This is a genomic window from Salegentibacter sp. 24 (assembly GCF_004362395.1).
Lineage (GTDB): Bacteria > Bacteroidota > Bacteroidia > Flavobacteriales > Flavobacteriaceae > Salegentibacter.
On sequence record NZ_SNWE01000025.1, the window covers coordinates 42,267 to 58,528 of the forward strand.

General features: G+C 31.5%; 15 protein-coding genes. All 15 read right to left on the bottom strand.

The window, feature by feature from the left end; translation table 11 throughout:
* Position 1: 1 nt before the first annotated feature.
* Complete coding sequence (locus DET49_RS15540; RefSeq protein WP_133549343.1) at positions 2–1,618, bottom strand: hypothetical protein; 1,617 nt, start codon at positions 1,616–1,618, stop codon at positions 2–4.
* The gene (locus DET49_RS15545) at positions 1,618–2,772 is read right to left on the bottom strand and encodes a glycosyltransferase family 4 protein (RefSeq protein WP_133549345.1); all 1,155 of its coding nucleotides are present in this window, start codon (positions 2,770–2,772) and stop codon (positions 1,618–1,620) included. Before DET49_RS15545 ends, DET49_RS15540 begins: the two co-directional genes overlap by 1 nt.
* Positions 2,772–3,683 carry a glycosyltransferase family 2 protein gene (locus DET49_RS15550; RefSeq protein WP_133549347.1) on the bottom strand — a complete coding sequence of 304 codons (912 nt, stop codon included), beginning with the start codon at positions 3,681–3,683 and terminating at the stop codon, positions 2,772–2,774. Before DET49_RS15550 ends, DET49_RS15545 begins: the two co-directional genes overlap by 1 nt.
* A gap of 3 nt (positions 3,684–3,686) precedes the next feature.
* Entirely contained in the window at positions 3,687–4,817 is a 1,131-nt protein-coding gene (locus tag DET49_RS15555; protein WP_133549349.1) for a glycosyltransferase family 4 protein, read from the bottom strand.
* On the bottom strand, positions 4,814–5,683 hold the full coding sequence (locus DET49_RS15560; RefSeq protein ID WP_166636592.1) for a glycosyltransferase family 2 protein: 870 nt from the start codon (positions 5,681–5,683) through the stop codon (positions 4,814–4,816). The genes DET49_RS15555 and DET49_RS15560 overlap by 4 nt, the downstream gene beginning before the upstream one ends.
* Positions 5,684–5,694: 11 nt before the next feature.
* Positions 5,695–6,585 (bottom strand): glycosyltransferase family 2 protein, encoded by an 891-nt coding sequence (locus DET49_RS15565; protein ID WP_133549353.1) that lies wholly within the window; start codon positions 6,583–6,585, stop codon positions 5,695–5,697.
* 1 nt (position 6,586) lies between these two features.
* Positions 6,587–7,720, bottom strand: coding sequence for a TDP-N-acetylfucosamine:lipid II N-acetylfucosaminyltransferase (locus DET49_RS15570; protein WP_166636593.1), 1,134 nt, complete (start codon positions 7,718–7,720; stop codon positions 6,587–6,589).
* Positions 7,721–7,761: 41 nt separating this feature from the next.
* Complete coding sequence (locus tag DET49_RS15575; RefSeq protein ID WP_133549357.1) at positions 7,762–9,201, bottom strand: lipopolysaccharide biosynthesis protein; 1,440 nt, start codon at positions 9,199–9,201, stop codon at positions 7,762–7,764.
* A gap of 57 nt (positions 9,202–9,258) precedes the next feature.
* Complete coding sequence (locus tag DET49_RS15580; protein ID WP_133549359.1) at positions 9,259–9,897, bottom strand: NeuD/PglB/VioB family sugar acetyltransferase; 639 nt, start codon at positions 9,895–9,897, stop codon at positions 9,259–9,261.
* On the bottom strand, positions 9,891–10,988 hold the full coding sequence (locus DET49_RS15585; protein WP_133549361.1) for a DegT/DnrJ/EryC1/StrS family aminotransferase: 1,098 nt from the start codon (positions 10,986–10,988) through the stop codon (positions 9,891–9,893). The genes DET49_RS15580 and DET49_RS15585 overlap by 7 nt, the downstream gene beginning before the upstream one ends.
* Positions 10,981–11,958, bottom strand: a complete 978-nt coding sequence (locus tag DET49_RS15590) for a Gfo/Idh/MocA family protein (protein WP_133549363.1) — start codon at positions 11,956–11,958, stop codon at positions 10,981–10,983. Before DET49_RS15590 ends, DET49_RS15585 begins: the two co-directional genes overlap by 8 nt.
* Positions 11,955–13,376, bottom strand: a complete 1,422-nt coding sequence (locus DET49_RS15595) for an NDP-hexose 2,3-dehydratase family protein (protein ID WP_133549365.1) — start codon at positions 13,374–13,376, stop codon at positions 11,955–11,957. Before DET49_RS15595 ends, DET49_RS15590 begins: the two co-directional genes overlap by 4 nt.
* 44 nt (positions 13,377–13,420) lie before the next feature.
* Positions 13,421–14,293 carry a glucose-1-phosphate thymidylyltransferase RfbA gene (rfbA, locus tag DET49_RS15600; protein ID WP_133549367.1) on the bottom strand — a complete coding sequence of 291 codons (873 nt, stop codon included), beginning with the start codon at positions 14,291–14,293 and terminating at the stop codon, positions 13,421–13,423.
* A gap of 779 nt (positions 14,294–15,072) precedes the next feature.
* A complete protein-coding gene (locus tag DET49_RS15605) occupies positions 15,073–15,726 on the bottom strand; it encodes a sulfotransferase domain-containing protein (RefSeq protein WP_133549369.1) in 654 nt (217 codons plus the stop codon).
* 18 nt (positions 15,727–15,744) lie between these two features.
* Positions 15,745–16,262, bottom strand: a 518-nt coding sequence (locus DET49_RS15610) for an elongation factor 1-alpha C-terminal domain-related protein (protein WP_410527963.1), incomplete at its 5' end; no start/stop codon positions are given.

Sequence of the window (16,262 nt, forward strand, 5' to 3'; positions counted from 1 at the left end):
GTTATTTCTTAATTTTTCCCTGGGCATCAATTACCGTAAATCCCTCTTCGAAATTTAAAGTATGAGCGGCTAGTAAGTCCTTATCCCATTTTGGTAATATATCACTAAGCTTTTCCTCAATGAATTCAGTAGTAGATAATTGTTTAATTTCATTAATCTGTATCCCATATCCGTATTTGGGAGCACCGATTTGTGTTGGTCTTAATAACCTACCGTTTTCCTTGAAAATTTTCCCGGCCGGTCGCGCACCCCTAACATCCAAACTCAAGGGATTCAAGGGATGAGAAACCCAATTTTCTGAATCCAATTCTTTAGAATAGTACAGGTGTAAATATTGATCTCTATTTCCTCCTTCAGATAATTTTTCAGTTCCGAAAAGATACCAGTAGCCTTCATGAAAATATAGGCTGGCATCATAAATTTGCTTGTTACTAAAAATTTTTTGGTATTTTTTCCATCTTTCAGGAAACTCTTCACTCTTATATAACCAAAGTTCATTGGCATCAGCTGACTCAGGTAGCATATAATAATTTGAATCCTCCTTAAAAATAAATGGATAGGACAAATGATATTCTTCATTTAGTACTTCTACCGGTCTCTCATTTAATAAGGTTCCTTTTTCATCGAATTGAAAGAGACTAATGTGACCATTTCCAGTACCTATTTTTATTTCTTCAAAAAATAAATAGAACCTTTGGTTTTCTTTAATTATAAATGGATCGGCCCAGTCATATCCCTTAGGAGGATATAGAGTCTTATACCTGAAAATGTTCTTTTCTAAAAAAGAGTCTTTTTTAAATTTATATAGAATATACCATTGGGGAAAGGAAAATTTTTCTTTAGCTACTTCTAAAATCCTTCTACTCCAGAAAAGTAGTAATATTTTTACTGAAGTACTATTGTCTGGATCTTTATAAAGTGGATGGCAGTAAAATTGAAATGAACTTTTTTCTACTTCATATTTCAATATGCCACGGCTTAATTCATCTAGGGCCAAATTAAACAATTCTATCCCTGCCCAAAATGCTTCGTTTTTATTTCGGTAAAAAGATGTGGTATTGGTTTTTATAAAAGACCGTTTTATAACTTTTCCGCCATCTAGCTCCTCAGATAACTTTTGAAGCGTTATGCCTGTAACATCTTCCCTGTTAGCTACTTCCCAAAAAGCAGGCGGGCCACCTCGGTTTATACGATTATCACCGTGGTGAAGTGACCATACACCATTTTTTGCTGCATCTAAAATTCCTCCCCTCAAAATACCAAAACCAAACCGGATCATAATATCTAAATCCAGATCCTTAATCCTTTCTATGTCTTTTATTGCAACCCTATAACTAAATCGTTTTTCTTCTCCTTCTATATAATAAATAGGTAAATCCTTTTCGTTTTTTTCAAGTGAAATCTCTTTAAATACATCTTTCTTTACAGGAAAAATTTTTCGATCTAATACCTGTGAAGCACGATAGAAAAATGAACCAGGAACTACGTATTTAGGTTTATTAGCATTTATTATAAAAGTAGTGAGTTCCAGATTCGGATGGGATTTTATGTAATTTATAATTTCATTTTGCCACCTCTTTATTTTTAGATTATCCAATAAAAGTCCTATTCTAACCATTATTTGCTCTTGTTATAGTTAATTAGAACCTCATCATATAAATCTTCATGTTCCTGGGCTATTAGCTCTATATCAAATCTTTTTTCAGCCTCACTCCGTGCATTTTTTGCATATCTCAGCATTTTACTCGGGTTCTCGATAGCCCAACTTATTGTGTTACTTAAATCACTTATATCCCGGTATTTAAAAAGTTTAGCCGAAAAATTATCTTTTACTGACTCCATTAAAACTGGGATACCTGTGGCAATTATTGGCTTTTCCATTAGCATAGCTTCTACCAATGCTCCCCCCTGACCTTCATAATGTGAGGGGAAAAGGAATATATCGGAAGCTTTTAATAAAGAAGGCACATCGCTTCGGTTTCCTAATAAAAAGACCCGATTTTTTAAATTAAGTTCCTCAATCAAAGATTCAATAATTCTCTGGTCAGGACCCCAACCTGCAATAATATAAGTAGTATCCGGATACTTTTCATTTACTTTTTTAAATGCTTTAATCGCTTCCAGGTAGCCTTTTCTTACAAGTAGCCTGGAAACTGTTAAAATAATTGGTCCGGGGCCATATTCAGACTTTATAAAACTGACTTTTTCATCATCAACATTTTGCCATAATTTTTGAAAATTTCTTCCTCTATGTATCACCTTTACATTTTTTGGCTCTATAGCCAGTGCCTTGGAATTGTTTTCTATTATTGCTTTGGTGAGGGACATAAATTTCGTAACCTTTGGTGCCATCAATCTGTCGATAAGCTGATATACCGAAAGACTGATTCTTTGTTTTAAAGGCAGTAGCTCTTTTCTTTCAGGGGAATAACTATCGTTTACGAAAGAATTGATAACCGGGATATTATTTTTTTTTCCCAGGTATCTTGCAAATTGATCAGCCATAAAAAGATTAGAATGTATCAAATCTGGTTTTTCTTTATCCAGAATTTCCTGAATCCCTTTCTTAGTAGGGATTAAGGAAAGCTGGGATTCTATATCAAGACTGTACACCCTGATTCCTCTTTTTTCAAAATCCTCACGTAATTCGGTACCTTGATATATACTAACTACAATGGCTTCCCATTTATTAAGCCTACTTGCAATCTCTAGCGTACTGGTTTCTGCACCACCTCTTTTTAAGGCATCAAATAGATAAAGTACTTTTGGCATTATAAAGAAGATATTTTTCGGTGAAACTTGGAAGCTTTATCTAAAGACAAAAATTCATATAACATTTTTGTGGTTAAAGCTTTAAGTTTACCAGGATTTATTTTTCCCGGTATTTTGTTGTAATATTTTCTGGCTTCTGTCTTATTTTCTAGGTGGTAATTCAGCCACATCATTTTATAATAATATTTTAATTTAAGAAAATCGTCACTATCAATGTTCTTAAAATGCTGAGGAAGAAAAATATTATATGCTTTTGCTATGTTACCAAAAGATTTGGACATCCTGTCTTCTCCAGTTTTTACCACGTTCACTAGTATATAATTGCTATTAACGTAATCATATTCTTGGGTAAATCGAAGAAAAAAATCGGTGTCCTCTGCTGCTGGTAAATTTTGGTTAAACCCTCCACACTCTATAAAGGCCAATCTTTTTATAGATATTCCAGATCCAGAGCCAATCTGTAAGTTATGTAATAAACTAAAATAAGCATTCTTCTTTCGAATAGGAGTCCATGAATGTTCATGCACACCCTCGTTGGTGAAATACCTAACCCCAGTCCACATAAACCCTATATTAGATGCGGTTTTTGAAAGTTTTTGATAACTTTCTTCCAAAAAATCTTTTTCATAATAATCATCGCTGTCTAAAAAAGAGATAAACTCTCCTCGAGCTATATTAGCACCATAATTTCTGGCTGTAGCTGCTCCTGAATTCTTTTCTAATTGATAAACATTTAATTTTTCATCTTTTATCTTATTCAATTCTATTAAAGAATCATCAGTAGATTTATCATCCACTACTATTAATTCAAAATCCTTAAAAGATTGATTTAAAACACTTCTTACAGCAGTCCTTACAGAAGACGATCTGTTATAGTTGGGTATTATTACACTAAATTGGGGGTTAATCAAAGGTTAATAGTTTTGAATTGTTTGATTTATAATATTTTGAAGTCCTTCTTTTTCCTTCTGCAGGCAAAAATAATTCTTTATCCTTGCTCTTGAATTTTTACTGAGACGATCTCTCAAATCCTTATTTCTATAAAGATCTAAAAATGTTTTGGCATGAGTATCTATATTCCCAGGCTCTATTAAATACCCTGTTTCTCCATTAACAACGCTATCTGATACGCCACCAGACCTTCCCGTAACCACCGGCAGTCCATATGACATAGCTTCAATTATAGTCACCCCAAAAGCTTCAACCTGATTGGTATACGAATCAATTTTATTATGAGCGGTAAATATATCACATTTATTATAAAGGCTTTGGGCCTGGGCCTTATCCACCCAGCCTAACATTTGAATATTTGATCTATATTTAGATTTTTCAATTTTCTCTTTACATTTGTCTTCTAATTCTCCTCCCCCAGCAATAATAAGCTCTCCTTTTAATCCCAAATCACAAGATTTTTCAAAAGCATCAATAGTTTCAAGAGGACCTTTAAAATCTACTAATCTTCCCAAATATAAAATCCTAAATATGTTATCTGTAGGATTTTTACTTTTTTCTTTAAGCTCAATCCCAAAGTGATTTATAAAAATTTTAGATTTTTCAATTCCCATTTTTAATAATTGATTCCGTGTAAAATTTGAGTTGGCTATAAAGAATGCATGCTTAGCAAGTTCTTTTACATCCCGAAAATAGGCATCAGAATGATAATCCTCTCCTGATTCGATCTTTTTTAAATCCCACATAATATCTTTACCATGACAATGAATAAGTGTGGGACTAGTTGAATTAAAAATAAAATTCTTAAAATTAACTGCGAAACTTAAAAAATGAACATAATTTATAGTAGTGTTAAAGTTTTGTTCTAAACCATTTAAAATAGCTGTATATATGTATTTTTGATTTAAACCCTCATCTATCCTTCTAATAATTTTAGAATATAATGGATTAAGGTTTTGCTGTGGTAAATCTATTCTTTCTAAATTAATTTCATTAGTAGCAACATAAGCTATATCTTCCTTGAGGTTGTTAATTAAAGTAAAAAGCCATTCAGACCTAATCTGTAAGGAAGGACAAATCATTAAAATTCTCATATTACATTTAAAGTTTTAAAAAATATTTTGAGATTATACGGGAAATTATCAAAATCCCGTTTTGCAATCTGGTTAAGAAGATAGTAAAAATTAGATTTCACAAGATATTTGCTTATCTTTCTGGACTGTACATTTTCATCTTTTAAAATTTTTAATACATAATACCTTGCTAATATTTGATTTTTTACATATAATGAATATTTTCGATTATCTGCCATTTGGTTTTCGTGACTTCTAACAAGAACCAAGATGTCGTCGATTAGCGAAACTTTTACGTTTCGCGCCAGCATTTTTATGATCATCAAATATTCTTGTGAATTCCTTAAATTTTCATGGTATGGTTTTTCTTGTAAAATACTTTTGCGCCATAGACCATCGTTATTAGAGAATCGAGATTTTCCCATAACAAAATCTTCAAGCAATGTAGATCCATTGGCGATCCCATCGTGCCATAATTTTCCTTGTAAAATCTCACCTGTAATAGGATCGTTTTTAAACCATCTACTCCTGCCAAATACAACGTCCGTTTCATCTTGCTCTATAATATAAAGCTGTTTCTCTAAGCAGTCGGGGAGTAATACATCATCAGAATCCAACCATTTAATATACTTCCCTCTGGATATTTCATATCCATAATTTCTTGCCGCATTACCTCCACCTCTTTTTTCCTTAGGTCTTGTTGTATAAACAATGCACTTATTTTTTAAAAAAGGCTTTATTATCTCGGCTGTATCATCTGTAGACCCATCATCTACAATTATTATTTCCACGTGCTCATAGGTTTGATTTAAAACCGATTCTAAAGTAGAAAGCAAAAGATTTGCCCTGTTATAAGTTGGTATAATTATACTAATAAGTATTTCCAATGAATAAGTTTTTATTTTGACCGCAAGTTCATACCTATATAAAACGATTTAATAAGGAGTGAAAGGTTAGTTACTAAATATTTAAACTTTCCTTTTTTTAAAGGGGCTATAAAATTTAACAACATATTTTTATGGAGATATTCAAAAGCCGAATAAGATAATTTATTGTTAGCACTAAGGTGGGAAATTGCATAAAAACGGGCTAAAATCTGGTGTTTATAATGTAAAGCTAATACTTTATTATAATGCATTTGCTCCCCATGCAACCTGCTATACACCAAAACCTCTTCATCTATAAGATATTTAGGTTCTTTGGATAATTGTTGAATCAGCATAAGCCATTCCTGGGAATTCCTAAGATTTTCTTTAAATGGAACATCATCAATAAAATTTCTCTTCCACAGTGCATCTGCGGTACTAAACCTGATTTTTCCAAAAAGATAATTCTTAAACGGTTCACTTAATGGAAAAGATCTGGACCAGTATTTATCCCAAGTGAAATCCCCATTTTTATCTTTAGTCGAAAAAAACCTGGAACGTGAAAATACCACATCATAATTACCTTGCTCCATAAGTTTCATTTGTTTTTCAAGACAATGGGCCGCCAAAAGATCATCAGAATCTAACCACTTGACATAGCTACCCTTAGCTATTTCAAAACCATAATTTCGCGCGGCATTACCACCGCGAAGCCTATCTTTTGGCCTTTCTACATAAATTATACGAGGATCTATTAAGAAATGTTCTATTACTTCCGCAGTGTTATCAAAAGAACCATCATCAACCAATATTAATTCCCAATTCTCAAATAATTGGTTTTTTATACTTTCTATTGTTTCCCAAATAATATGAGCCCGATTGTAAGTGGGAATAATAATTGAAACTAAAGGAATGTTAGACATTTTACGAATTTATTATTAATTTCTCATACATATTCAAAACGCTATCTTCATTAAATTTACTCATTATTAAAGCATAATTCCTTTGTTTAAATTCCAAAGATAAGGGAGATAAATCTCCATTAAAATCATCTTCAAAACTGAATATTTTAATCCCTAAATTATTATAATATGCCAATAAATTATTATCATTTCTAAGGTAAATTTTTGTGCCAGCAGCTATAAGAAAGGTTAAATTACCTCCGGCCTCCTGTCTCCTATGTCCAAAAAAAGCAATATCAATTTCTCTCAGCATTGTAAAATATTGCTCTTTAGTCAAAAAATTCAAAATAGGAGAATATTCTTTTTTAAAATTCATTCTACAAAATTCATCTGTCATTTTAATAATTTTATCATTACCATAATTAAGAGGAACTATTAGTCTATTAATTAAATTCTTAATTTGATCTTCATTCAGCTTTTTTAGTAAAGTTAGATGGTTGCCGCTTAGTGACCCAGAATGATTAACTAAACAGTTTACCTTTTTAGAACCTTTTAAGCTTGATATTCCTCGTGGATATTCCAATTCATCGATTGAAAAAGAATCGTAAATGAACTCTTTGAATTCTGCGTTTGTTTCATAATGCTCCTTCACTATTTCAAAATCATAGATATTCCAGAAACAAAAGAAATCCAAATCATTTATAAAAATTTTTATAGCTAATTCCTCTTTCCAGTAATTGAAATAATAATAGCTTTTCCTAAGTTTCCGTTTTAATTTTAAATAAAATGGAGAAATATTTTTATTATAATCATATAATTCATATCTACCTTTGAGATATAACCTATTATATATATCAGCACCATAAAATATCCAATAAGAATTAAAGGTTAGAGTATTTTTAATTTGATTAACCAAGCTAGCTTTTCTATAATTTAAAAAATGAGTAAAAATGTTCACTACCTTTTTGTCATTAGAACTTTTTATAATTAAATCAAGTATTATTTCATGGTTATTAAATTTAAAAAATCTAATCTTATCTGATTGGCCTAAATGTTTCAGTGATTTTTCGTCGCCATCTACAAGAAACAAGTTCTTCTTCGGAAACTTCTGCTCAAAGATTTTTATTGAATGTGCGATGAATTTCTCATCATCCATTAAATGAATATTTATCATATCTAAAACTCTAAATTCAATTTCTATTTCTTTTTTGAAACCATATGAATGATATCGTCTAAACTAGAATATTTTAATAAAAATGCAATGCTTAAATAACTCAAAATTCCGAAAAAAGCACCAAAACATAGTCTTACCACATCTATTTGACCATACAAAAGATAATAATCTAATAAAAAAACTATTGATCCCGTAAGAGCAGCCAATAAGATAGCTGGTAACACATCCAAAACTTGCTCCCAAGCTGAATATTTAATAAACTTCCCCGAGTAATATGTGTTTACAATAAAAGCAATAATTGAAGTAAAAACCTCACCATAAAGTAAAGCAATAATTCCATAATTTATTGTAAATAAGATAGTGATCACAATTATAACTTTCTTTACAACCTCTAACTTTAAAAAAAGATCACTACGTCCTTTTACATTTAAAATATTAAGGTTATAAGCATGAATAGGATAGAGAATACCGGTAACACAGAGAATCTGAAAATAAGGAACTGCCGGAAGCCATTTTTCGGTAAATAAAAATCTGAAAAGCGGCTCGGCTAAAACAGCGAGATAAACAAGCGTTGGTGCTATTACAAAAATCACCATTTTCATCAGTTGTTTGTAGACTCTCTTAAGTCGCACATCATCATCTTTAATGCTTGCAAAAAGCGGATAGGTGACTTTATTAAGGGCATTGGATATATTGGTAACCGGCAACTGTTTCATGGTTTGGGCTCGGGTATATAAACCCACCTGGCCCGCAGAAAAAAACCTTCCTATCACAATAATATATATATTCTGAAATACAGAATTTAAAAGTTCAGACAAGGTTAATTTATAACCAAAATTAAAATGATGTTTAAATTTTACCATGCTAAATGTAAGACTTGGGCTCCATTTAGAATAAATCCAAAGCTGTATGGAATTAATAAATGCACTTGAGAGGCCACTCCATACCAGACTCCATACTCCAAATCCATAATATGCCATTCCTATTCCAACAATTCCTCCAATTATATTAGAGGGAATGGAGATTATTGCCAAAGTCTTAAAATCCATTATTTTTGTGAGACGAGCTCCTTGAACAGCAGTAAAACCAGAAATGATAAATGTAAGACAGTAAACTCTTATCAGATTAATAAGGATTTGCTGTCCATAAAAATCAGCAATAAAAGGTGCAGAAAAATAAATTAGCCCATAAATTAATAGGCTTGCCGCAAAATTAAAATAAAATACGGTTGAAAAATCATCTTGATCGAGATCTGAACTTCTAATTAGCGATTGGGTTAATCCGGAGTTTAAAAGAGTCTTTCCTATTGCTACAAACACTGCGATCATTCCAATTAGACCGAATTCTTCTGGCATAAGTATCCTGGCTAGAATCAGTGACACTATAAATCCAATAAATTGATTGCCAAATTGTTGAGCGAAAGTCCAAACTATACCAGAAGTGGCCTGTTTTCTTAAAGACATGCTATATATATTGTCCTAAAAAGGAATTGTTTTACAATAAATCTCAATTACTTTTAATTAGGAACCATTTCTAATTTTTATAATTTTAGCAGGCACCCCTACTGCTACACAGTTATCGGGCAAACTCTTGGTAACTACCGTCCCTGCACCTACCGTTACATTTTTGCCTATTTTAATTCCTGGAAGCACGGTAGCGTTGGCACCGATAGACGTGAAAGCTCCTACTTTTACATTTCCAAGTAGAATAACACCAGGGGAAAGCTCAACAAAATCTTCAATAATACAGTCGTGTGTAATATTAACGTTGTAATATACAAGACAACCTTTACCTAATTTTACTGAATTAGAAATAACCGCATTGGCTAAGACGGTACAGCCATCTCCTATGGAGACGTTATAGTTACCAATAATAGCCTTATTAGAAATAGATGACATAAGTTGTCCTCCAATTTTGGAAAATTTTTCTTGTAATTTTAATCTTAAATTTGGGATTCCTAAGCCAAGGAAAAAACGGTGATCTGAACTTTCTAAATAATCCTTTGCTGCTTCTAAATTTCTTAAAATTGGAAATCTTTGATATACCAAATTAGGAGAATTTAAATTTACATCATCATAAAAGACCAAATTTTGTTTTTCCTCTGAACTAAAATTTTGTAACAATTCAGTTGCGAATCCACCAGCGCCTAATATTAACATATAGTTTCCAGTATAATTTTCGAAATTAATTGGATTTTCTCTTGGCTCAATCTATAATAAAGTGGAAGACACATTATTCTTTTAGAAATATCCTCGGAAATTGGAGCGGGTTGATAATTCACAATTTCCGTATAGGAATTTACAGAAGGATAAAAATACCTTCGAGGGAAAATTTCCTGTCTATTCAGATTCCTCTCAACTTTCAACAACTGCTCTTCAGAACTAAAAATTACTGGGAAATATGAATAATTTGTTTCATTTTCTTTAATTTTTTGGAATTTCAAGAATTTTGATTTTCCTAATAGCTTTTTATAAAGCAAATATTTAGTTTTTCTATCGTCCAAAACCTTGTCAAAATATTTTAAATTCGCGATACCCAGCGAGGCATGAATTTCCGTCATTTTTCCATTAAATCCATCTTCAACAATTTCTTTATCTCGATTGTGTCCAAAAAATCTAATTCTTTCCAATTTTTCTTGCAGATCCGCAGAATTTGTAATACAAGCTCCTCCTTCTCCAGTATTAAATAATTTTGTAGCATGTAAGCTAGTAGCAGAAATATCTCCATACTGTAGCAAACTCTTTCCTTTATATAAACTACCTATAGCGTGAGCAGCATCATAAATGACCTTTAAACCGTGTTTTTTAGCCAATGATTCAATTTTCTCCACATTACAAGCAGTTCCAAAAACATGGACTGGCATAATAGCTACAGTATCTTTAGTAATAAGATTTTCAATCTTGTCCTCATCAATGTTTAAAGTTTCAGGATTTATATCACAAAAAACCGGCTTACATCCTTCCCAGTTGATGGCACTTATTGTAGCTACCCAGGTAAAAGGAGTAGTTATAATTTCTCCCTTTAATCCTAATGCTTTAATAGACATTTGCAAGGCAACAGTTCCATTTAAGACTAAAGTAAAATTAGAAACCTCTAACTTTTCTTTCATTCTTTCTTCCAATAATTGAACTTTAGGTCCATTATGAGTAAGAATTCCTGAATCCCAGACTTCCTTTAATAACTCCGAATATTCTACTAGAGGAGCAATTGTTGGTTGAGTCACAAAAATTGGTGTACTTATCTTATTCATTAGATTTAATTTTAATTTCATTTAAAAGTCTGGATTGGTTAATATTATCCAAATATTCCTGGTTCTTATCTCTAATTCCTGTTATAAGATCATAAAAATAGAGTAACATATTTCTAAAGTGGTTGTCTTCTTTTAATTGTATCTCTCGTAATCCATCTTGATTTGTTTCTAAATTTACTACCGGTTGAAATCCACTCTTTGCTGTGAAAATTCTATTTGAATATAATTTACCTTTGGATCCAATTACCTCAAGATTACATTGATAGTAATTATCAAAGCCAAATGCAATTTGAGAAAAAAGATTCCCATTATTCTGTTGTAAAAAGGCACCGCCCCAAATATCTACATCAAACCCTTCTTTTTTATTTAATACAGCCGAAGAAACATAAATATTATTACCCATTAATATTTGGGATAATTTTAATGGATACGCCCCTGCATCCAGTAAGGCTCCTCCACCTAACGAATTATTGTAACGAATATTTTCCTTGTCTGGAAAGGGAGGAAAACAAAATGTGCTTCTTATTATTCGAAGATCTCCGATAGTACCTTTATCTAATATTTTTAATATGGCGTTTAATTGAGAGTGAAATCTAAATTGAAAGTTTTCAACTAATACTAGATTTGAATTTCTTGCAATTTTATTTAGTTCTATAACTTCTTGCTCATTACAAGCCAGGGATTTTTCTACTAATACGTGCAAACCTTTTTGAAGAGATTTTTTAACCCATTCAAAATGGAGAGCATTAGGCAAAGGGATATAAATTGCGTCTAATACACTTTTATCCAGAATGCTTTCATATCCCTTAAATACTTTCCCTTCAAAACTTACCTGTTCAGGATTTCTTCTGCTTGCAATTCCAACAAAATCGAAATTATTATTTAGAATTTTTAATTCAGGAACAAAAGATCTCAAGGCTATATTTGCTGCTCCCAGTACACCTATTTTTATTTTTTTATTTTCCTTCATAAATTATAAGATAAAGCAGCCATGAGACTTCTGGCTTGAATGTTAATATAATTGTTATGTTTTATGAAGGTTTGTAACTGATTATAGGTCATCCAAATAAAATTTTCTGACGTTTCTTCCGGAAAATCATCATTAGCTAAAATGATCATATTCCTATTTTGCTCCTGATAAAATCTGCCTCCTTCTTCTGATTGAAAGGTGTCGAATATAATTTCATCTTTTTTTACATTTATAACGTAATCTAGATACGGTAGGTTTTTAATGGAATAATCATTTTTATAATTCCCTGTAAGAGACTGAACAGTAGGTGCAAATTCTATTATATCAAAATTACCACATTCCAATTTAGCCTGAACCAGGAAATGCAATACTCCATCTATATTTTTGCAGACAAATGCACAGATTCCTTCTTGTACTGGTTTTACCATCGGCTGTGTCCAGCTTACAACTTCTCTATTGCCTATTTTTATATCTGTCGCAATAATTTCAAAATATTTATTTTCTATATGCCGGATCTTCGATTCTTCAATTATCCAGTCATTCAAAGAAAATAAAGGTATTTGAGTAATTTGTAAATCAAACTTACATTTTTGATGAGTAATAAATAAGATTATATCATTGATAGAATTGACACCTTCGATATCAAAAGAGCTAGACTTTAGAAGACCATTAGCAAACTTACTTATGGGTAAGCCTGAAAAACCTCTAATTAAATTTAAACTTTCGAAATTAAAACCTCCAATTGGAATGCCAGAGAGTACCGTTCGAGTATCCATATTAACGATATTATCTAATTGCATTAATTCCTTTATTTGAGCTAATGTTAACCAAATAAAATTTTCTAAGACCTCAATATCTTCCTCGATTGTGATTATAATATTCCTGTTTCTTTTTTTTAAAAATCGCCCACCTTGCTCAGATTGAAGCTGATCTAACAAAATATTATTTTTATTTGCTTTTTGAAAATATTCCAAATATGGTGGTGGATTTCCTTTATGTACTCGAAGATAATTACTTTTTGTGGCCTGAAGGGTAGGTGATAATTGTACAAAATTTATATTACCGGGCTCGACTTTTGCCTGCATCAAAAAATGCAACACACCGTTAAATTCTTTGGTTATTAACCCTAGATAACCTATTTCAGGTTGATTAATAATAGGTTGATTCCATGTATTGACAGCACCATAATTCGTGGTAATTTCTAGACCATCGATAGAAAAGAAATGCCCAGACTCATGCTTAAGTGAGTTATTATCAAAATCCCAATTTTTTAATTTAGAAAACGGGATTTGATCAATCTCAACTTCTATAACTTCATTTTGTCTTCTGATCCAGTTCAGAGCGAAATCTGTTGATACAAGGGATTTATCTTTCTCTAAGAGACTTTTCAAAAACTTTTGATTAAAACCTATTTTCATTACAATTTTTTCTTATAATATAATACCTAATCGTATATTCTAATTTACTCTAATATGGTTTCACCCATCTCCCTTAAGTATTGTCCATATTTAGACTTACCATATTGTTTGTGCAATTTTGCTAACTGTTGTTTGTTAATAAATTTACTTAGAAATGCTACTTCTTCTATACATCCGATCATAGTACTTTGACGGTTTTGTAAGACCCTAATAAATTCGGTCGCATCATCAAGTGATTCAACTGTACCTGTATCAAACCAACTCATACCGCGATTCATAACTCCTACTTCCAGATTATTATTTTGTAAGTAAATTTCATTAATTGCAGTAATCTCTTTTTCTCCTCGCGCCGAAGGTTTTACTTCTTTAGCATACTCCACTACATTATTATCATAAAAATACAAACCGGGTATAGCATATTTGGATTTAGGGATTTTAGGTTTCTCTTCTATACTTTTTACTTTTTGATTTTCATCAAACTCTACCACCCCATAGCGTTGGGGATCTTTAACTGGATAAGCAAAGATAGACGCTCCATTAATATTTAATTTACTTCTTAATAAATTGACAAGACCATTTCCATGGAAAATATTATCGCCTAAAGCTAAAGCCACTTTCTCATTGCCAATAAATTTTTCGCCAATTAAAAAAGCTTCTGCAAGTCCATTTGGTTCTTCCTGTATTGCATATTGGAAATCACAACCAACCTGGGAACCATCTCCTAATAATTTCTGGAAAGCTTCCTGGTCATGAGGTGTTGTGATGAACAAGATTTCTCTAATTCCTGATAACATCAAAACAGATAATGGATAATAGATCATTGGTTTATCATATACAGGAAGAAGTTGTTTACTTACCGCAATAGTAATTGGATATAAACGTGTTCCACTACCTCCAGCTAGAATTATTCCTTTCATATTTATTTTTATTTACATTGTTCTTTATCATGATTTTGGTATCCTCATCTGGCAATATTTTCTAACCAATCTTAATTTTCCAAATAGCAATCAATTGTTTTCTCCAGTCCTTCTTAAAAAATTATTGTTGACATCCAATCTAATTATATTTAATTATTAATGTATCTATGGCATAACTTTAATTATAACCCGGTCTATCCTTTAAATAAGAAATCAAAATAACTGAATAACCCTCATCCATAATTTATTATCTCTCAGCTTATCTATTAAATGAATAAATACTATATTCTGCCATTCATTAAAGTCTCCAATATACAGGTTTCTTTAATTTCATTCTTAATAAAAAGAAGATCAATTGTCTCAACATGATCTTTATCAAACAATAAGTCCCTGGTATACTAAATACCGAATAAGTTAAATTAATTTTTCGATCCTATAACTTTCAAATTTTCGAGATTCCCTACATAAATAAAGTATCGATACTAAAATTTCGTCTTGAGGATATTTAATTACAAATAATCTCACAAACTGGAAACCTATAAATTTTTCACCACCTAATTAAAATTTTCATATTTTCACTTTTTATTTACGAATCGCTTAATAATTAAATCCAATTGTTTCTTTTGTTTCTCTTCAAAAAAAATCATCTTCAATCCAACTAAAAAACCAGTTTTAGCATTTCATCCTAAACCATGAGCAACTCCAAATTTTAAAAGCTAATACCGTTTTTCCTATACCAAACTAACCACAATGGAATCTTTCCTACCTTGATTTAGGAACTACTTTGAAATAAAGTTTTGATAATATTTTAAGTCATCTTCGTTAAAAACTTTTTTCCAACTATCTTTAGATCCTTTATTGGGTAATAATCCTAAAGGTTTTTCTATAATTTTTATATCTGTATTGTTAAATTTTTTATAATATTGCATTGGAAAACAATGTAACAATATTTTTTTATAAACTTTTCCAGGATTCTCTAATAGTTCTTCGTAAGAAATTAAAACAATATTTCCTTTAAGTCGACTCCACTCCTCAACGTGTTTACTCCAGTGTTCAAAAATGGTTAATCCTTCTCCTATTTTATTTCCAGGGCTACCTTTCCAGTCTAATGGAGTGCGTAAAAATTCAGAAAAGCTTAATCCACTCATTTCTCTATTAAGAAAATTAGGAGTTTTCCAAATGGAATAAGCTACAGCTCTCCCATCTCTGTAAATATAGAGAAGGGGTTTAGGTTTTAATCTAAAGCTTCGTTTTGGAAAGTGGTGTCCTCCGAATAATTGACCGTAAGGATTCAATTCTTTAGTTTTTCTATTCGACCAATGCCCCCAAGTTAAATCTTTAACACTAAGATCTCTATTCGGATAAAAGTTATTTGCAACAAAGGCTTCCAGAAAATGTGTGCCAGATCTAGGATGCGAAAATATTTTAATCATTACAACTGATTTTTAAATTTAAACTATCATTCCCGCAGCCACGGTTTCATTTGTGCTTTCATCAATTAGTATAATGCTACCGGTATTACGGTTTTCTCGGTAAGTATCCAACATCATCCTTCTGGTAGTTCTTATTTTAACCCTTGCAATATCGTTCATATCAAGGGTCGGATCATTTTTATCCCTTTCAAAAGTATTGATATCCATTTTATAAACCACTTCTTTGATTATGGCACGTTCTTCGTGAGTAGTGTGCAGAATGGTATATTTCGCCCTGGGCTTTGCCGGATCATTATTAAGCCAACATAACATTACATCAAATTCCTGCTCCATTTCAGGCTGATTGTTTTTTCTTACAATCATATCACCCCTACTAACATCAATATCATCTTCAAGGGTCAATGATATACTCATAGGAGCATAAGCCTCCTGAACTTGCTCTTCCCCTGTATTAATCGATTTGATTTTAGATTGAAATCCAGATGGTAAAACAGCTACGTCATCCCCAACTCTGTAAATTCCGCTGGCTATTCTTC